Genomic DNA, 17,637 nt, shown 5'->3' with positions numbered 1-17,637 from the left:
ATTTCCTGTTGCTGTTTACGGGCAGTTTTGTCTCAATGCACTGATCAGTGACCTGTCATAATTCAACAGCACAGGTTTATCCGGATCTACAGTAATATCTTCCAGCTTCTCATTAGCCTTATCCAGCCGTAGCCAGCCAAGGGTAGATTCATGATCTTTCTCACTGGCAAACAGCTGCAGGAATAATTTACTCTTCTCTTGGCGGTCTATCCTTACTTTGATATTCTCTTTCTTCGCAAGATCTGATTTGAAGTCAGAGCTCTGTATAATGTCTGTAATTGTTTTATAACATTCAGGAGGGTAGGGGCCTGCCTGTGGTTTCAATATTTCTGAGGGTGGCTTCTTGGGGGATGTCTCCACAGTTTGTTGCTTTGCAGGTGCCTCATCTGTGACGGCAGTCACACTGTTGCTGTCTGCCTTAGTTTCAGTTTGCTGTGAGGCTGCTATACAGCTGCTCAGCAAAGAAATGGCGCATATGTACAGTAGGTGATTGGATTGCATGAGCGATCTTTTGGAAAGATATCGCAAAAGTCATGCAATGAATGCAGGGCATAAATGAAGAAGGCTGACATTACTGCCAGCCTTCCTTTTATTTTTGTTCCGGCAAGTCTGCCGTACTCTCATCATAATACACAAAAAAGTAGAGATATATGACCCTGCTGATGCGCATCAGCCACGGTTGTAACGCTATCAGCAGAACGCCATTTACGCCCAGCCAGATAAAGATGCTGTTGTCTGCCCACGATAAGCCAAAGAATACCCAGTAGGCAATGAGTGTTGCCACTGAAAAGGCCACCCCTAAAGCATAACTGACATATCCGGTGCCAAACCAGAAGCCTGTTTCCAGCTCGTATTTCTGTCCGCATACAGGACAGCGTTCATGCATATCAAACGTCTTTCTAAGGTTCGTATATGCATTTTTTGTCTTAAACATATCTCCTTTACGGCAATGCGGACATTTCATAGATAGCATGCTTAGGAAGTAGTTTGGTCGCTTATTGCTCATGGGCGCAAAGATAAACTATCTCTCCGCAATCTGTAACCTTTCTCCAATCTGTTGCCTCCACATAGCATAGTACAATCCTTTTTCTTCAAGCAATCTGTCATGCGTACCGGTTTCTATAATACGGCCTTTTTCCAGTACATAGATCCTGTCAGCATGCATGATCGTAGATAAACGGTGTGCGATCATAACAGTGATATGCTCCCTTGTAGAAGTAATATCACGTACCGTATTGGAAATAGATTCTTCCGTAAGGGAATCCAGCGCCGATGTCGCCTCGTCAAATACCAGCAGGCGTGGACGACGCAATAAGGCACGGGCAATTGATAAACGCTGTTTTTCCCCACCGGATATCTTCATACCACCTTCCCCGATCACAGAGTTAAGGCCGTTATCAGCTCTTTCCAGTAAGGTATTACAGCTGGCCTGCTTCATTACCTGCAGGATCTCCTCGTCTGTAGCCTGCGGATTCACGAATAACAGGTTCTCTTTGATAGATCCGGAGAACAGCTGGGTATCCTGTGTGACGAAACCAATCTGGTATCTCAGCTCCTCGATATCTATCTTACGGCTGTCTACCCCGTTGTAATCAATAGAACCTTCCTGCGGTGAATAAAGACCTACCAGCAGTTTTACCAGGGTGGTCTTACCGGAACCGGAAGGGCCCACAAAAGCCACCGTTTCACCTACATTGACGTTGAAGTTGATGCCATCCAGCGCTTTAGAAGTAGCCGTCTGGTGTTTGAAACCGACATTTTTGAACGTCAGCTTGTCAATACGGTTGATCCGGATCGGGTCAACCGGGGTGGGTTCTATCGGCGTGTTCATGATCCGCTCGAAGTTCAGCAGTGATACCTGCGCCTCACGGTAAGCCAGGATGATATTGCCTAACTCCTGCAAAGGCCCGAAAATGAAGAAGGAATACAGCTGAAGCGTAAACATCTGTCCAACACTCACAGTGTCCCTGTATATCATAAAGAGGAGCAGGAACAGGATAGTCTGACGCAGGAAGTTCACGAAAGTACCCTGTATAAAGCTGATACTACGCACGCTGCGTACTTTCTTCAGCTCCAGCATCAGGATGCGGATGGTGGTCGAGTTCAACCTGCCGATCTCCTGATGGGTCAACCCAAGGCTTTTTACCAGCTCGATGTTGCGGAGGGATTCTGTAGTCGCACCCGCCAGCATGGTCGTTTCCTTGACGATGGTCTTCTGGATGGTCTTGATCTTCCTGCTCAGTACATTGATCAGCCAGCCGAGGATCAGGCTGCCGCCAAAATACACGAACACCAGGCTCCAGTGTACACTGAAAGCATAGACCATCACAAATATGACCCCGATAAGTGCCACGAACAGTACATTCACGAAGGAAGTGATGAATTTCTCACTATCGGTCCTCACTTTCTGCAGCACCGCCAGTGTTTCCCCGCTTCTCTGATCCTCAAATTGCTGATAAGGAAGCCTTAATGAATGGCGGAGACCGTCAGTATAGATCCGGGCCCCGAATTTCTGGATGATCACATTTACAAAATAATCCTGGAATGCTTTCGCAATACGCGACACCATGGCGACCCCTATAGAGGCCAGCAGCCAGAAAATAACACCTTGTACGTAATCTGATTGCGGACGCGGAAGTCCTTTCGCTGTCGTGTGCGGATGATTCGCAAAAAGGTCGACGATCCTGCCGAATATATAGGGATCCAGCAGGGAGAATACCTGGTTAATAGCAGCTAATAACAATGCCAGTCCTATCAACCATTTGTAACTTTTCAGATAATATAAGAACAATTTCATGATACTAATAACGGTCTAGACGACAAAGGTAATTAATATTGATGTTGCAACATGTTTGACCTGCTCCGGTAGAAAAAAATAGAGTAACTTAATACTCAGAATCGGTCACAGCTTATTGAGCACCAGCTAAAATCACCAAAACGGCATTCCACCTCTGCGTCTTTTCTTATTGTTTACAGTCAGCCCCTCCGGCTGAGCATTATTAATTCTACAGTTTATGAAGACCTATGACGAAAAACACATCAGGAACATTGTACTATTGGGTGCCGCAAAGAGCGGAAAAACAACCCTTTGTGAAACCATGCTGTTCGAAGCTGGTATCATTCCCCGACGCGGTACCGTTGAAGAAGGAAACACCGTTTCCGACTATCACGACGTAGAACATGAAAGGGGAAGCTCCGTCTATGCCACATGCCTGCATACCGAATGGCGTGATTATAAGATCAATATCATCGACACCCCCGGACTGGAAGACTTTATCGGCGAAATCATTTCCTCTATCCGCGTCTGCGATACAGCGCTCCTACTCCTGAATGCACAGTATGGGGTAGAAGTAGGTACAGAACAGATATGGGATTATGTAGACAAATACCAGAAGCCAACTATTCTGGCAGTCAACCAGTTAGATGCAGAACAGGCCAACTTTACCCGTACAGTAGATGACGCACGCCGGGTTTTCGGTTCCGCCGTGACCATTATGCAATATCCTGTAAATCAGGGTACCGGGTTTAACAGTGTGATAGACCTGCTCAAAATGACCATGTACCGTTTTCCGGAGAACGGGGGTAAGCCGGAGAAGCTCCCCATTCCTGACAGCGAAAAGGAACAGGCGGAGCGGCTCCATAATGAGCTGGTGGAAAAGGCCGCCGAAAATGATGATACCCTGATGGAACAGTATTTTGAGAAAGGGAACCTCGACGAAGATGAAATGAGACAGGGGCTGAAGATAGGGATGTTGAAACACCAGGTATTCCCTGTCTTCTGTCTTTCAGCCATCCATAACATAGGCAGCGGTCGTTTAATGGGCTTTATTGATAATGTGGCCCCCGCTGCCATAGAGATGCCCCCGGAACAGGCAGAAGATGGCAGCGTTATTCCTTGTGATCCGGCAGCATCACCAGTCTTATTCGTGTTTAAAACCCTCCAGGAGCCCCATATAGGGCGCCTTTCGTTTTTTAAGGTACTGGCAGGCGAAATAAAGGCGGGCGTCGAATTATACAATGAAAAGGGTAATACCATGGAACGGCTGAACCAGTTGTTCATTACCGACGGTCGCAACAGGAACACCACCGATGTGTTACGTACCGGCGATATTGGCTGTACCCTGAAACTGAAAAATACACTCACCAATCATACCCTCGGCGATAAGCAGTCTGGCAAGCAGGTGAAACCTATTGAGTTCCCGACTCCTAAGGTCAGAGTAGCCATCGAGGCCACCAGTAAAGCCGATGATGAGAAGCTGAGTGAAGTACTGGCGGAACTGCACATGGAAGATCCTACCCTGGAAATAGAATACAACCGCGAGTTAAAACAGGTGATCCTGCACGGACAGGGAGACCTGCACCTGGCCCTGACAAAATGGAGGCTGGAAAATATCTATAAAATGCATGTGGAATACTATGCGGCGAAGATCCCTTATCGGGAAACCATCCGGAAACATGCTACAGCTACCTACCGTCATAAGAAACAATCTGGTGGCGCCGGCCAGTTTGGGGAAGTATACCTCACTATTGAACCTTACTATGAAGGTATGCCGCCTTATAAGGAGCATCCGGTGCGTGACACAGATGAGATTGACCTTAACTGGGGTGGAAAGCTGGTGTTCAATAACTGCATCGTAGGAGGCGCCATTGATGCCCGCTTCCTGCCCTCCATCCTCAAAGGCGTGATGGAGAAAATGCAGGAAGGACCGCTTACCGGCTCCTATGTGCGGGACATCCGGGTAAGCGTCTATGATGGTAAAATGCATCCTGTGGACAGTAATGATATCTCTTTCAAGATAGCCGGTATGATGGCCTTCAGGGATGCCTTTCACCAGGCAGCCCCACAGTTGCTGGAGCCCGTATATGATATCGAGATCTCCGCCCCCGATGTGATGGCGGGAGATGTGATGAGCGAACTGCAAAGCCGCAGAAGCATCATCACAGGTATGGATACGCAGAACAACTACCAGGTCATCAAAGCCCGTACCCCACAGGCAGAGCTGGACAAATTGTATGCAGCACTGCGGAATGTTACGCAGGGTAAGGCTAAGATCAAATCCGCGTTTGCAGAGTATGCCCCGGTACCAACTGACTTACAGAAGAAACTGTCTGAGGACTATAAAAGTGCAGAACTGGTGGCATAGCAGACTATTTATTCCACCAGTTTTCTCTGTCCGGTTGCTGCAACGGATGATTGCTGCCGGGCACATGACTTTTATGTGTTTACAGGTTTGAAGACCAGCAGCAGCCTGGTGGCATAAAAGACTATTTATCCCACCAATCTTCTCTGTCCAGACTTCTGCAATGAATGGCTTCTGCCAGGTGCTCGATCTTTATCTGTTCGCTGGCTTCCAGATCAGCTGCTGTGCGGCTTACCTTGAGGATCCTGTCATAGGCCCGTGCGGAAAGCTTCAGCTTCTGCATGGCGTTCTTTAAAAGGTTTTCCCCATCTTTATTCAGCTGGCATACCTTCCGTAGCAGGCTGGTGGTCATCTGTGCATTGCAGTAAATGCCCCTGTAAGCCCTGAATCGGGCACTTTGTATCTCTCTTGCCATTAATACCCGTTCCCGTATAACTGCGCTGGATTCCCCATCAGAATAGTCCAGCAGCGCCTGTACGGGCACGGGTGTCACCTCTATATGAAGATCTATCCTGTCCATTAAAGGACCGGATACCCTGTTCAGATACCGTTGTACTGAACCGGGCGCACAGGTGCATGCCTTTTCCGGATGATTAAAGAACCCACAGGGGCAGGGATTCATACTGGTGACCAGCATGAAACTGGCAGGGAATTCCACAGACAGTCTCGCCCGGGAAATAGACACCTTTCTTTCCTCAATAGGTTGCCGCATGACCTCAAGCGCCTGCCTGCTGAACTCCGGCAGTTCATCCAGGAACAGTACACCATTGTGCGCCAGTGATATTTCTCCCGGTTGTGGAATACTACCTCCACCGATCAAGGCAGTATGACTGATCGTATGATGCGGAGAACGGAAAGGTCTTTGCGTAATCAGCGAAGCATCTGCCGGCAGTTTACCCGCCACAGAATGGATCTTGGTCGTTTCCAGCGCTTCCTGTAAACTAAGCGGCGGCAGAATAGTGCAAAGCCTGCGGGCCAGCATGGTTTTACCTGCACCCGGAGGACCGATCAGCAGCGCATTATGTCCGCCGGCTGCGGCTACTTCCAATGCACGTTTGATCGTGTACTGGCCTTTCACATCATTAAAGTCGATATCAAAATGTTGCAGACCATTGGCGAATTCTGCTCTTGTGTCTACAAATACTGGCTGCAGCGTATCAGGCGCCTGCAGGAACTCGATCACTTCCCGCAGATGTGTAACACCATAGACCTCCAGGTTATTCACCATCGCTGCTTCACGCGCATTCTGTGAGGGTACGATCAGGCCTTTGAAGCCTTCTTTCCTGGCCTGTATGGCTATAGGCAGCGCTCCCCGGATGGGTTGTACAGTGCCATCCAGCGATAATTCTCCCATAATAGTGAACTGTGATAACAGGTCTGCATTGATCTGTTCTGAAGCGGCCATCAAGCCTAATGCAATAGGCAGATCGTAGGCAGAACCGGCCTTCCTGATATTGGCCGGAGCCATGTTCACGACTGTCCTGAAACGGGGAAACCGGAAACCGATGTTAATAATGGCAGACTCTATACGCCGTTCACTCTCTTTGACAGCGCTGTCTGGTAAGCCGACAATGTAAAACTGGGTGCCTTTGGGAGCAACGTTTACTTCAATAACAATGGAAATGGCTTCTACGCCTTGTACGGCACTGCCGTAGGTCTTCACAATCATAGATAAGGTTAAAAGAAGAATGAATAAATATCAATGTCGAATTTATAGAAAGCCGATCATTCAATATTTATTCATTCCATTCATTTTACTTTATCTCATTCAGTAAGTCCAGCACCTTTTCTCGCTTCAGGATGAGATAACCTATCTTTTCCTTTGCCACACCATCTTTCAGCTGATAAGTGAAGTAAAGATTATCTTCTATTACCTGCGATTCAAAATACTTGAAACGGATATTCTGTGCATTCTGTAGCTCTTCTGCAATCTCATACAAGTGTGTGGATAGGATGAACAGACAGTTGGTACTCTTCAGCAATCCATTCACCACCGCCAGTGAACAGTTCTTCGCATCTTCCACATTAGTGCCTTTAAACATTTCATCTATCAGCACCAACCACTTTTTGTTATCATTTATTTTGATGATCGTATTCTTGATACGCTGTACTTCATTGTAGAAATAACTTTCTCCTTTAAAGATGTTATCCTGCACCTGGATATTACTGAAGATACCATTAAAGAAGCTCAGCTTCATACTTCCCGCCGGCACACCCATACCAATATGCGCCAGGAATACCGCTACGCCCACTGCCTTGATGAAGGTGGTTTTCCCTGCCATATTCGCCCCTGTCAGGAACAGGAAGTGCGACTGCGGTTTCATAGTAATATCATATGCCACCGGCTTTGGCAGGATGAGATGATACAGGTTATCCAGCTCCACAAAAGGATGAGGCGTATCTTCAAAAACTGGGAACTGCAGCTTGAAATGCCGTACCGCCTTTGCCATAGCATAATAGGCGTCTAGACGGCGGTAGATATCCAGCAATTCGGAAATACTCTTCCGCTGTCTTTTACGGATATAATGATCATATCTGAGGATCTGTACAAAAGACACAGGACCTGCATCACTCGCCACTATAATATCATTGAACTCTTTCTGATACAACAAATGATGCGCCCTGTCCAGCATTTGCTTGAGTATTTTAGGCGCCTGATCGGTATTGAAGTTCTTTTCCAGCTGACGGAATCCCTTCAGTAAATTGAGTAGCTGGGTAAAAGAGAATTTGATAAAACTATAGTCCGGTGAAAAGATAGTTTTTGTCAAAAGCGCACTTACCAGCAGAGGTACCCCATCCGGGTTGCTGATAGGTTCTATTTGTGCTTCCAGGTAGTTTTCCATCACGACGATAGTACCGTTACTGATAATATCTGCCGGCCAGCTATCTTCCTGCTGCAGGATGAATTGCAGCACCCGCTGACGCTCTTCTATGGATGCAATATCTTTTAAAGGATTGCTGTACAGGTACCTTAAGTATTCCTTGCCACCTGTGGTAGTGGTAAAATCCAGTTTATGAAACAGCGAATATTCTTCTTCACGGTTAAAGATGGAGAGATCATAGTAGGTTGTTTTGTCCAGTTCCATGCACAGGTATTTTTAGTGAATATAATAGAAAAAAATTGGTATCGTGACTTGCGCTGTTTCCAATAATATGTATAGATGCAATGCGCCGCCATTTCCATAAATGCAGAGGATGGCAATTGTACAAAAGAAAATGCTCTTATCAAATGAGTGATAAGAGCATTCTCCTTTATCTGTTGAACAGGATCAACGGTTAAATAACAGGCGTTGTCCTCTTGCTGATTCATTGAATTGGCCGTTCTCATAAGCCAGGTGCCCGCTCACAAACGTGTGAGTAACAGCAGCCGGGAAGGTGTGTTCCTCAAAAGGAGACCAGCCGCACTTGTAATAGATATTCTGTTTATCTACTGTAGTGGCCTGTTGCAGATCAACGATCACACAATCAGCAAAGTAACCTTCCCGCAGATAGCCCCTGTCTTTGATCTGGAAACATACTGCCGGCGCATGACACATCTTTTCCACCACTTTTTCCAGGGTAATATTGCCCAGCGATACGTGCTCCAGCATCAGCAGCAGGCTATGCTGCACCAATGGAACGCCGGAAGGCGCCTGTAAATAAGGCTGATGTTTTTCCTCCCAGGTATGCGGCGCATGGTCTGTAGCAATGATATCGAGCCTGTCATCCAGCAAGCCTTTCCAAAGCGCATGTTTGTTATGCACTGCCTTGATAGCCGGATTACACTTGATCAGGTTGCCCCTGGATCCGTAGTCTTCGGCAGAAAAATGCAGATGATGTACACATACTTCAGCCGTAATGCGTTTTTCTTCCAATGGCAGCATATTGCTGAACAGCTGTAATTCCCTTTCAGTGGAGATATGCAGGATGTGTAGTCTTGAATTGAATTTTTTAGCAAACTGGATAGCGGTCAGAGATGACTCGAAACAGGCTTCTTCATTGCGGATGATCGGATGATACTCTACCGTGAGGTTTTCCGCACCTACTTCCTGTTTGTATTTTTCCAGGTTGGCCTTAATGATCTTTTCATCCTCACAATGTGTGGCAATCAGCAGTTCACTGCCAGAGAAGATCTGTTCCAGTGTGATGTAATTGTCCACCAGCATATTGCCGGTAGAAGATCCCATGAAGATCTTTACACCACAGATCTGATCTTTTTTTGCATTTGTTCTCAGCACCTCTTCCACATTGTCATTGGCCACTCCCATAAAAAAGGAGTAATTCGCCAGTGAATGCTGTGCGGCAATTTGATATTTATCTTCCAGTAATTCCTGTGTAAGTGCTGCCGGCTGTGTATTCGGCATTTCCATGAAGCTGGTGGTACCTCCGGCAACGGCTGCGCGGGCTTCTGTATAGATGGTGGCTTTGTGGGTAAGGCCAGGTTCGCGGAAATGCACCTGGTCGTCAATAACACCGGGCAGTAGGTGTTTGCCTTCGCCGTTAATTTCGGTGTATTGACCGCTTACATTCAATTGTGGCGCCATCTTCGCGATGCGGCCATCTTGTATATATACGTCCTGAACAGTAGTGGTGCCTTCGTTGACCACTGATATATTGCGGATGATGTAATTCATGGCGCAAAGATAGTAAATAGACAATTTGTCCACCGACTAACTATACGCCGTCAGCAATCAACCTTCCAGGTGGATGGAAAAAACGATCATCCTGGAATTCAGTTTGTCGATCACATTGGAATAACGCAGGTTCTCATCTTTCACATGTACGTTACCAATACCATTGCTGATCTTGAACTCGGGAGAGAAGATAAAACTTGGGAAATAGAACTCAAATCCGGCGCCGAACTCATACCCGTAATCGCTTTTCCTGATCTTCACCAGGTCTTCCGCACGACGGGCCCTCGCATTGGAAGCAAGGTCATAGTCATACTTCAGACCACCGATCGTATACACGCGCATGTTACCAATACGGTCCGATTTGAATTTCAGCTGCAAAGGGAAGCTGAGCAGGATAGACTCAATGTTCTTGGTCGTTTCCCGCGTAGGATAGTTCTCTTTATAGTAGAGATTCTTGGAGGCAAATAATAACTGCGGATTGAAACGGATATCAAAGTTCTCACTGAGACGTACATTCCCCAGCAAACCCAGGTTGAAGCCGAAGGTCCTTAGCGGTTCAGCCACCATAATAGAATCCTGCTTGAGGAAGATCTCATCATGTAATAGCTTGAAATTGGAATTGTTGCCTGCAAGTGTGATACCAAAGTAATAGGGCTTGGCATCGTGTTCTTCCATGTTCATCACAGACTGCGCTTTCACGCGACCTGTATTCCATAGGATTACCAGAAGTACTAGCGGGATGCGCAATAAATAGAGCTGATGCCGAATGTGAGCTTTTTGCATGTTACTGCTTGGAAACCGGTATTAATTAAAATATTACACATCTCCTGACCTTGCGGGAACGCTTTCACTGACGCTGGCAGATAGGTGTATGCAGCTTCACTCCTGGCTATCCATTTCCCGATCAACGGTGTAATATAACGAAAATACAAATTATATAATTGCTTAATAGGAAAAACCGTTGGATTGGAAAATTCCAATATCACCAGCTTACCTCCCGGCTTTAATACACGTAACATTTCTGACAGTCCTTTTTCCAGATGCTCGAAGTTACGTACGCCGTATGCCACTGTTATAGCATCAAACGTCATGTCTGGAAAACTTATTGTTTCACTGTCGCCCAGCTGAAGGGTTATTTTGTCGGATAATCCCAGTTTATTGATCTTTTCACGCCCGTGAGCAAGCATGCCCTCAGATATGTCAATACCGGTTATCGTATTGGGTTGCAGCATCTTATTCGCCATAATGGCAAAATCGCCCGTACCGGTGGCCACATCCAGCATTTTCTTCGGCTGTAAGGCCTTTAATTGTCTCAATGCTTTCTTACGCCATTGGATATCAATACCCAACGACATGAAATGGTTGAGGAAATCATAGCGGTGAGCAATGTCATTGAACATGGTCGCTATCTGTTCCTTCTTGCTGAGTTCTGATGTGGCAAACGGTACAATCTTCTTATCTGACATAGCCCGCAAAGTTAGTAGAAAATAGAGAAATGCCGGCAATAACTAAATTTTCATGAACTTTGTGCCCGAAGAGTAAAAATATGATCATCAAGAGCGCAGAATACCTCATCAGTAATGTTGACTGGCAGAAATGTCCTACACCGAACCTTCCGGAATATGCCTTTATAGGCCGTTCCAACGTGGGAAAGTCTTCCCTGATCAATATGTTGGCAAACAATGAAAAGCTGGCAAAAACGTCCGGAACACCCGGTAAAACGCAGCTGATCAACCACTTCCTGATCAACCAGGCCTGGTACCTGGTGGATTTACCTGGATATGGTTTCGCCAAGGTAAGCCAGTCGCAACGCCGTTCCTGGGAGCAGATGATAGAGAATTATCTCCGTAAAAGACAGAACCTGGTGAGTGTCTTTGTGCTGATCGACAGCCGTCATACCCCCCAGAAACTGGATATCGACTTTATTAGCCAGCTGGGAGAGTGGCAGATCCCTTTCTCCCTGGTATTCACAAAAGCAGATAAGAACACCCAGGCCGAGACCAGCCGGAATATAAAGGCATTCCTGAATAAGCTCAGGGAAACATGGGAATTCCTCCCGGCCCATTTTGTAACCAGTACAGTGAAAAAGACAGGCAGAGACGCGATCCTGTCAACGATAGACGAAATGAATACGGAATTCAAGGCCATTGGTTAGCCCGGCAATAGTTGCTAAGGCTTCACTCTTACATACACACGGCCAATATGAACGTTGGAATGCACCGATAACAGGGATAAGGTATCATTTCCGCTGATGTTGCAGCTGAATATCCGTGGATTCCATGGATCGCTGTCTGCTACCAGGTAGGGCTGACGATCGCTTTTCAGTGCCATCAGGAAGGTCTCCCTGGAAATCAGCGAGCCGCGGTTGTAGGTGAGCATATTGTTACCATCGAATTTCAGGATCTCTGAAGACGTGCTGTCATATTTGACCAGGGCTTTGTCCCCGGCAGGCTTGGAATACAGCAATCTCCAGCTGCCCTGCAGCTTTTGAGAAGAAGTGTCCGAAATAGACTCTTTTTTGCAAGATGAGTTGGCAGATACTATTGCTAACAGTAGTATGACAGTTATGTAGGCACGCATGTTGGACAGCTATTCAGTAAAATCAGTATAACAGTATATCAGTATAACAAGTATAAATTAAGGAATTTTTTTCAAATTAAAAGGGCCCCGTCCGGAACAGAATATCCGCGATGAGAAGGGAAATACGGGCATAGTCGCTCCTGATCTACGTTTCAGGCGTTTATCTTTACAAAGAGTTAACATTACAATATTTCGGGAAAGATTTCGTTGAGGGGGATGAAAGCCCCTGGATGCGGAAGAGCGCATCCTGACAGCGGGGAAAGTAATAGCAGCCTGCAGGCTTAGTTCACTACCTTATCCGCACAGCAGCTGCTGGCAAAGGCGTCTGGTTTTGCTTTGAAGGCAAATCCCATTCCCAGTATATAACCCATCGCCTCACGCAGGGCCAGGTTACTCTTAAACTGGGGGTTCGTGTTAATGTCTGCATGTACTTCCATGTCCACATCGTACGCAGTGAACAGGTCACACAGTTCATAGGCAATCTCAATACTCTTCGCTACCTCAATGAGCATACGCTCTTTGATGGAATAAGAGTCGCGTGTTTTGTCATTGTGGATGAACATGAATCCTCCATGTCCTTCACGCAGGAAAACAATCACCGTAGCAAATTCTGTTTCTGCTCCTTTTACCTGTGAGTCCGTGCCAATACACACTTTTAAGTGAAAGCCCTTTCCGGTTTCCCGGACAATTGCCTGGCGCACTTCTTCTTTAATGGGCAAATGAATCGGTTCGCCGTTGAATCTTCTCCATTTCATGATAATATATATGATTAGAGTGAATAGGCGTGGTCGTTAAGATTACATAAATGCCGTTCTGTCGTGATAAATCCGTGCTGGTAGGGGAATATTATAAGTAATATACAAAAATTAATCAGCAATCAGATGAGAGAAAGCAAGAATTAAGGGCATGTTATTCCGTAGGGGATAGCATTTCAGAGGGGGATACCGGCTATTGCGCTTAATACTGGCCGGTACTCAGCAACACCAGTGTACAGGCCTCCATTGTTTCAATGCCTTTGCTGTCGGCTAATGCAGCCAGTTCCTCATTCTCCGTACCTGGATTAAAGATGATGCGTTTTGGATGCAGTTGCAGGATATAATCGTAATACTCCCGCTGTAGCATTGGGTTCATATACAGGGTAACGGTGTCCACATCTGCTGCTACCGGATGTTCTTTCGTCACAGGGGTATCGCCTATCTGTGCTTCCCGATTACCGATAGCAAGTACAGGATGCCCATGTGCGGCCAGTCTGGACACTGCCAGGTAACTATATCTTGTCGGGTTGGGAGAAGCGCCTAATACAACCGTAAGTTTCTTGTCGTTCATAAACAATCCTTTTTAAAAGTACCCGCCAGGATATAAACCCCGGCAGGTACGCACTATGTAAGAGCAAACATTAAACCATAATGATCTATATGAGATGATACCGACGCCTTGGCAGTTGGCCTATAATATTCTCCATAGCAAACTGAAGCTGAGGATACTCAAAAACAAATCCGGCCTGTAATGCGCGGGTAGGCAGTACCCAGCGACTTTTCAACAGCAACTCAGCCTCTGTGCCAATAAGTCGCGCCCCGATACGTAACATCCAGGGGAAAGCCGGTAGGCCAAAGACGTGTCCTGCCGCCTTCCGTAATGTCCTCATAAACTGTCGGTTACTGACAGGATGAGGGGCGCTGCAGTTAAATACACCATCCAGTTCAGGATGTTCAAACACCCACGCCATCATCCGGCATACATCGGTGATATGTACCCAGCTGAATTTTTGCCTGCCATTTCCCTGATAGCCTCCCAATCCGAATTTCGTCAGGTTGAGATAGGGCTCCATAACGCCCCCCTGGTAGCCAAGGGTAACGGCTATACGGAGGATCACTTTGCGTGTGTGTGGTGTCTCTTCCTCGTTAAATGCTGCTTCCCAGCGCTTACATACCTGCACGGAAAAATCGTTTTCCATCTCTCCTGTATATTCATCCATGGGCCGGTCTTCTGCATGCCGGTAAATAGTGGCGGAAGCAGCATTGATCCATAGCACCGGTGGGTGCTGCAAGGTCCGTATAGCGGCTCCCAGCACCGCTGTGGCGTTCGTCCTGCTATCAAATATCTCCTGTTTGTTTTCGGCTGTATAACGGCAATTCACACTCTTTCCAGCCAGATTGACCAGGAGGTTTGCATTTTCCAGTTCCTTTGACCAGGTATCCAGTGTCTTACCATCCCACCTAACATACCTTACCCGGCCATGCCCGGCACCAGGATGACGGCTGAGAACAACAATGTCATTATCACTACCGAAATGCGCTATCATGCCGGTTCCGATAAATCCTGTTCCTGCTGCAATGACTATTTTTTTATTTTTCATAGTAAGAGGGATTAATACTGTTTCTGAACTTTCAATAAAAAGTGAAACATATGAACAAAAAAATATTACTTGAATAATTTCATGAGCGTTCCATAGAACCAGCTTTCCTCCGACTTCACAAAAGAGTTGATCACCCTGTCTGTCTGATGGGCAAACTTATTGATTCCCTGGATGGAGTCTTTGAAGGCTTTTACGTGTTTGTCTTTCGTATCTCCTTCCACATCCTGCAGTTGATTCAATGTCTTGAGAATAGGATCCAGCTCACGACGTTTCCGCTCCCTCGCAATCTCAGTAGCTACCCTCCAGATATCCTTTTCGGCAGTAAAGTATTCCTTCCGCTCCCCAGGAATCAGTACACGCTCTACCAACCCCCAGTTGATCAGTTCCCGTACGTTCATATTGGTATTACCGCGGGAAATATTCAGTTCCGACATGATATCGTCAGCACTGAGTGGATCAGGCATGATCATCAGCAGCGCATGGATCTGAGCCATGGTGCGGTTAATACCCCATTGCGCTCCCAGAGATCCCCAGGTTTGTATAAACTGTGCTTTTGCTTCTGCCAATTTCATGTAATCCTCTTTTCGTTATCCAAATGTAATGCTAAGTTATTGAACTTTCAAAAGAAAGTGAAAGAATAGACAGAAGAATAAGATAAGAAATAGTCTTGTTTGTTGGTATACAGTCTTTTTATCCTTTGGAATGTAGGGCAACTCTATTACCATCCGGATCAAAAATAATCGCAAAATATCCCAGGTCCTGCAACTCAGACACCGGGCGTTTATCCAGCTCTATCTTCCCGCCTGCCGCTTCCACGCGCTCAAGCACTTCTGTGAGGTCATCCCCGGCATGCAGATAAACAAGGGCGCCACGTTGACTGGGGAAATATTCAGAGCCCTGAACAATGGCTCCGCCAATGCCATCATTGTGTTTGTCGAACGCAAAAAAAGCTTTCCTGTTGTGGCCCAGCTGCTCTTCAGGCATTTCATAGTTAAATATCGTGCTGTAAAACTTCCTGGCCCTGTCAAAGTCGTGTACAGGGATTTCGAACCAGCTTAGCGCATTCTTAGGAATCTCCATTTGATCATTTAGTTGTTGGGGGGCAACTTAAATTTAATCATAAAAATGGCAAATCCCAAATTCTCATACTGAATAACAGCGTGTTAAGAGAATAGGGAAGGGGTTAAAAAAACAAGGCGCCCCGTGCAACGGGACGCCTGTTTTATAGTTAGTTGTTGATATAACAATTATACCAGCATAGTTACCGGATTTTCCAGGTAGCTCTTCAGCGTAGCCAGGAAACGTGCTCCTACAGCGCCATCCACACTACGGTGGTCGCAGCTGAGGGTCAGCTTCATGATGTTCACCACTTTGAACTGTCCTTTTTCGGAAACAACAGTCTCTTTGATACCGCCAACAGCCAGGATTGCGGAATCCGGCGGATTGATGATAGCAGTGAATTCATCGATACCCATCATACCCAGGTTGGAGATAGTGAAGGTATTACCAGAAAAATCCTGCGGCTGCAGTTTCTTGTTCTTCGCTTTGTCATACAGTTCTTTCGCATCACCAGCTATCTGGCTCAGGGATTTCTGATCAGCAAAGCGGATCACCGGAACGATCAGACCATCTTCGATAGCCACAGCGGAACCGATGTGGATGTGATGGTTCTGGCGGATGAAGTCTCCCATCCAGCTGCTGTTCACATCAGGATGTTGACGCAGTGCCAGGGCAGCAGCCTTGATCACCATGTCGTTGAAGGAGATCTTAACAGGAGACACTTCATTGATAGCTTTACGCGCTTCAATGGCTTTGTCCATATTGATATCTACTTTCAGGTAGAAGTGAGGTGCAGAGAATTTGCTCTCGCTCAGACGCTTAGCGATCACTTTACGCATCTGGCTTAACTGAACATCAGTATATCCTTCCTGACCTGCCGGAGCGAATGCCGGAGCTTTAGCAGCTGGAGCAGCGCCTGGTTTGGCGGCAGCTGGTGCTGCGGATGGAACATAACTGTCAATATCTTTCTTCACGATCCTGCCACCGTCGCCGGAGCCAGTCACTTTGTTGATATCGATACCTTTTTCTTCAGCTATTTTCTTAGCCAGCGGAGATGCTTTCACACGACCATCTTTACTTTCTGAAGCTTCAGGCGTAGCTGCCGGAGCTGCAGATGCAGCCGGAGTAGCTGTCGGCGCTGCCTGTGCGGCTGGTTTTGCACCACCTGTACCTTCTGCTGCGAGGATCGCATCTACATTGGTACCTTTTTTACCTACTATCGCGATGATGCCGTTTACTTTAGCTGCATCACCTTCTTTTACACCTACATATAACAGCTCACCGTCAGCGTATCCGATCACTTCCATGGTAGCTTTATCAGTTTCTACCTCAGCCAGTACATCGTCACTTTTCACGGTATCGCCTACTTTTTTGTTCCAGGCTACGATCTTGCCTTCCGTCATGGTATCGCTCAACAGCGGCATACGGATAACGGTTGCATTTTTCAGTGCCTCTGCTGCAGCTGCACTGTCAGCACTGCTGGCTGCCGGAGCAGCTGCTGGCGCTGGTGCTTCCTGCGCTGCAGGCTTAGCTTCAGGTGCCGCCTGGCCATTATTATTACCTCCACCGAGTAAAGATTTATAATCTTCACCTGGTTTTCCTACAATAGCTATAATCTCATTTACTTTAGCAGCCTTACCTTTCTCGACACCAATATATAATAGAGTACCTTCCACATAGCCCATCACTTCCATGGTGGCTTTATCTGTTTCCACCTCAGCAATTACGTCGTCTGCTTTTACGGTATCTCCTACCTTTTTATGCCATTCCGCGATCACCCCTTCAGTCATTGTGTCACTCAAAAGGGGCATTCTGATAACTTCTGCCATAGTATTATTCCAAATTTTGCCCAAACCTACAAAAGAAATGCGAATTGTGAAAGTTAGAT

General features: G+C 46.6%; 17 protein-coding genes. 2 read left to right on the top strand and 15 right to left on the bottom strand.

Annotation, left to right across the window (positions count from 1 at the left end; translation table 11 throughout):
• Positions 1-15: 15 nt before the first annotated feature.
• The 3 genes from CLV42_RS09055 to CLV42_RS09045 all read right to left on the bottom strand — a co-directional run bounded on the left by CLV42_RS09055 (position 16) and on the right by CLV42_RS09045 (position 2,797).
• A complete protein-coding gene (locus CLV42_RS09055) occupies positions 16-501 on the bottom strand; it encodes a hypothetical protein (protein WP_106601587.1) in 486 nt (161 codons plus the stop codon).
• 88 nt (positions 502-589) lie between these two features.
• Entirely contained in the window at positions 590-964 is a 375-nt protein-coding gene (locus CLV42_RS09050) for a DUF983 domain-containing protein (RefSeq protein ID WP_317047986.1), read from the bottom strand.
• A gap of 57 nt (positions 965-1,021) precedes the next feature.
• Positions 1,022-2,797 (bottom strand): ABC transporter ATP-binding protein, encoded by a 1,776-nt coding sequence (locus CLV42_RS09045; RefSeq protein WP_106601585.1) that lies wholly within the window; start codon positions 2,795-2,797, stop codon positions 1,022-1,024.
• A gap of 217 nt (positions 2,798-3,014) precedes the next feature.
• Here CLV42_RS09045 and CLV42_RS09040 point away from each other — a divergent pair, with 217 nt between their 5' ends.
• A complete protein-coding gene (locus tag CLV42_RS09040) occupies positions 3,015-5,144 on the top strand; it encodes an elongation factor G (RefSeq protein ID WP_106601584.1) in 2,130 nt (709 codons plus the stop codon).
• 121 nt (positions 5,145-5,265) lie between these two features.
• On the opposite strand, the gene CLV42_RS09035 is transcribed toward CLV42_RS09040, so the two are convergent.
• The 5 genes from CLV42_RS09035 to ubiE form a co-directional block, all read right to left on the bottom strand.
• Positions 5,266-6,810: a YifB family Mg chelatase-like AAA ATPase gene (locus CLV42_RS09035; RefSeq protein WP_106601583.1), complete on the bottom strand. Its 1,545-nt coding sequence runs from the start codon at positions 6,808-6,810 to the stop codon at positions 5,266-5,268.
• 85 nt (positions 6,811-6,895) lie between these two features.
• Positions 6,896-8,227: a MutS-related protein gene (locus CLV42_RS09030; RefSeq protein ID WP_106601582.1), complete on the bottom strand. Its 1,332-nt coding sequence runs from the start codon at positions 8,225-8,227 to the stop codon at positions 6,896-6,898.
• A 183-nt stretch (positions 8,228-8,410) separates the two neighbouring features.
• Positions 8,411-9,754 (bottom strand): dihydroorotase, encoded by a 1,344-nt coding sequence (locus tag CLV42_RS09025; protein ID WP_106601581.1) that lies wholly within the window; start codon positions 9,752-9,754, stop codon positions 8,411-8,413.
• Positions 9,755-9,811: 57 nt separating this feature from the next.
• Positions 9,812-10,537, bottom strand: coding sequence for a type IX secretion/gliding motility protein PorT/SprT (porT, locus tag CLV42_RS09020; RefSeq protein WP_449384887.1), 726 nt, complete (start codon positions 10,535-10,537; stop codon positions 9,812-9,814).
• The gene (gene ubiE, locus CLV42_RS09015; protein WP_106601580.1) at positions 10,486-11,220 is read right to left on the bottom strand and encodes a bifunctional demethylmenaquinone methyltransferase/2-methoxy-6-polyprenyl-1,4-benzoquinol methylase UbiE; all 735 of its coding nucleotides are present in this window, start codon (positions 11,218-11,220) and stop codon (positions 10,486-10,488) included. Before ubiE ends, porT begins: the two co-directional genes overlap by 52 nt.
• A gap of 80 nt (positions 11,221-11,300) precedes the next feature.
• Between ubiE and yihA the strand changes: the two genes are divergently transcribed.
• On the top strand, positions 11,301-11,909 hold the full coding sequence (yihA, locus tag CLV42_RS09010) for a ribosome biogenesis GTP-binding protein YihA/YsxC (RefSeq protein ID WP_106601579.1): 609 nt from the start codon (positions 11,301-11,303) through the stop codon (positions 11,907-11,909).
• A 14-nt stretch (positions 11,910-11,923) separates the two neighbouring features.
• On the opposite strand, the gene CLV42_RS09005 is transcribed toward yihA, so the two are convergent.
• The 7 genes from CLV42_RS09005 to CLV42_RS08975 all read right to left on the bottom strand — a co-directional run bounded on the left by CLV42_RS09005 (position 11,924) and on the right by CLV42_RS08975 (position 17,578).
• The gene (locus tag CLV42_RS09005; protein ID WP_106601578.1) at positions 11,924-12,334 is read right to left on the bottom strand and encodes a hypothetical protein; all 411 of its coding nucleotides are present in this window, start codon (positions 12,332-12,334) and stop codon (positions 11,924-11,926) included.
• A gap of 281 nt (positions 12,335-12,615) precedes the next feature.
• Positions 12,616-13,089: a ribonuclease H-like YkuK family protein gene (locus tag CLV42_RS09000; RefSeq protein ID WP_106601577.1), complete on the bottom strand. Its 474-nt coding sequence runs from the start codon at positions 13,087-13,089 to the stop codon at positions 12,616-12,618.
• A 202-nt stretch (positions 13,090-13,291) separates the two neighbouring features.
• Positions 13,292-13,660 carry a CoA-binding protein gene (locus tag CLV42_RS08995; RefSeq protein WP_106601576.1) on the bottom strand — a complete coding sequence of 123 codons (369 nt, stop codon included), beginning with the start codon at positions 13,658-13,660 and terminating at the stop codon, positions 13,292-13,294.
• 85 nt (positions 13,661-13,745) lie between these two features.
• Positions 13,746-14,690: a TIGR01777 family oxidoreductase gene (locus tag CLV42_RS08990; RefSeq protein ID WP_106601575.1), complete on the bottom strand. Its 945-nt coding sequence runs from the start codon at positions 14,688-14,690 to the stop codon at positions 13,746-13,748.
• 65 nt (positions 14,691-14,755) lie between these two features.
• On the bottom strand, positions 14,756-15,262 hold the full coding sequence (locus CLV42_RS08985) for a GbsR/MarR family transcriptional regulator (protein ID WP_106601574.1): 507 nt from the start codon (positions 15,260-15,262) through the stop codon (positions 14,756-14,758).
• A 118-nt stretch (positions 15,263-15,380) separates the two neighbouring features.
• Positions 15,381-15,770, bottom strand: a complete 390-nt coding sequence (locus CLV42_RS08980) for a VOC family protein (RefSeq protein ID WP_106601573.1) — start codon at positions 15,768-15,770, stop codon at positions 15,381-15,383.
• Positions 15,771-15,937: 167 nt separating this feature from the next.
• Positions 15,938-17,578 carry a pyruvate dehydrogenase complex dihydrolipoamide acetyltransferase gene (locus CLV42_RS08975; protein WP_106601572.1) on the bottom strand — a complete coding sequence of 547 codons (1,641 nt, stop codon included), beginning with the start codon at positions 17,576-17,578 and terminating at the stop codon, positions 15,938-15,940.
• Between the last annotated feature and the right edge of the window lie 59 nt (positions 17,579-17,637).

The sequence above is a fragment of the Chitinophaga ginsengisoli genome (assembly GCF_003014595.1).
GTDB lineage: Bacteria > Bacteroidota > Bacteroidia > Chitinophagales > Chitinophagaceae > Chitinophaga > Chitinophaga ginsengisoli.
The sequence above is the reverse complement of the archived record's forward strand: the minus strand, read 5'-3'. Positions and strand labels throughout refer to the sequence as shown.

Excerpts from the sequence above, each read along its gene's own strand:
- CLV42_RS08975 (WP_106601572.1), bottom strand. The coding sequence starts at position 17,578 with ATGGCAGAAGTTATCAGAATGCCCCTTTTGAGTGACACAATGACTGAA.
- CLV42_RS09025 (WP_106601581.1), bottom strand. The coding sequence starts at position 9,754 with ATGAATTACATCATCCGCAATATATCAGTGGTCAACGAAGGCACCACT.
- CLV42_RS09005 (WP_106601578.1), bottom strand. The coding sequence starts at position 12,334 with ATGCGTGCCTACATAACTGTCATACTACTGTTAGCAATAGTATCTGCC.
- CLV42_RS09040 (WP_106601584.1), top strand. The coding sequence starts at position 3,015 with ATGAAGACCTATGACGAAAAACACATCAGGAACATTGTACTATTGGGT.
- CLV42_RS08990 (WP_106601575.1), bottom strand. The coding sequence starts at position 14,690 with ATGAAAAATAAAAAAATAGTCATTGCAGCAGGAACAGGATTTATCGGA.
- CLV42_RS08995 (WP_106601576.1), bottom strand. The coding sequence starts at position 13,660 with ATGAACGACAAGAAACTTACGGTTGTATTAGGCGCTTCTCCCAACCCG.
- CLV42_RS08985 (WP_106601574.1), bottom strand. The coding sequence starts at position 15,262 with ATGAAATTGGCAGAAGCAAAAGCACAGTTTATACAAACCTGGGGATCT.
- yihA (WP_106601579.1), top strand. The coding sequence starts at position 11,301 with ATGATCATCAAGAGCGCAGAATACCTCATCAGTAATGTTGACTGGCAG.
- CLV42_RS09045 (WP_106601585.1), bottom strand. The coding sequence starts at position 2,797 with ATGAAATTGTTCTTATATTATCTGAAAAGTTACAAATGGTTGATAGGA.
- CLV42_RS08980 (WP_106601573.1), bottom strand. The coding sequence starts at position 15,770 with ATGGAGATTCCTAAGAATGCGCTAAGCTGGTTCGAAATCCCTGTACAC.
- CLV42_RS09050 (WP_317047986.1), bottom strand. The coding sequence starts at position 964 with ATGAAATGTCCGCATTGCCGTAAAGGAGATATGTTTAAGACAAAAAAT.
- CLV42_RS09035 (WP_106601583.1), bottom strand. The coding sequence starts at position 6,810 with ATGATTGTGAAGACCTACGGCAGTGCCGTACAAGGCGTAGAAGCCATT.
- CLV42_RS09000 (WP_106601577.1), bottom strand. The coding sequence starts at position 13,089 with ATGAAATGGAGAAGATTCAACGGCGAACCGATTCATTTGCCCATTAAA.
- porT (WP_449384887.1), bottom strand. The coding sequence starts at position 10,537 with ATGCAAAAAGCTCACATTCGGCATCAGCTCTATTTATTGCGCATCCCG.
- ubiE (WP_106601580.1), bottom strand. The coding sequence starts at position 11,220 with ATGTCAGATAAGAAGATTGTACCGTTTGCCACATCAGAACTCAGCAAG.
- CLV42_RS09055 (WP_106601587.1), bottom strand. The coding sequence starts at position 501 with ATGCAATCCAATCACCTACTGTACATATGCGCCATTTCTTTGCTGAGC.
- CLV42_RS09030 (WP_106601582.1), bottom strand. The coding sequence starts at position 8,227 with ATGGAACTGGACAAAACAACCTACTATGATCTCTCCATCTTTAACCGT.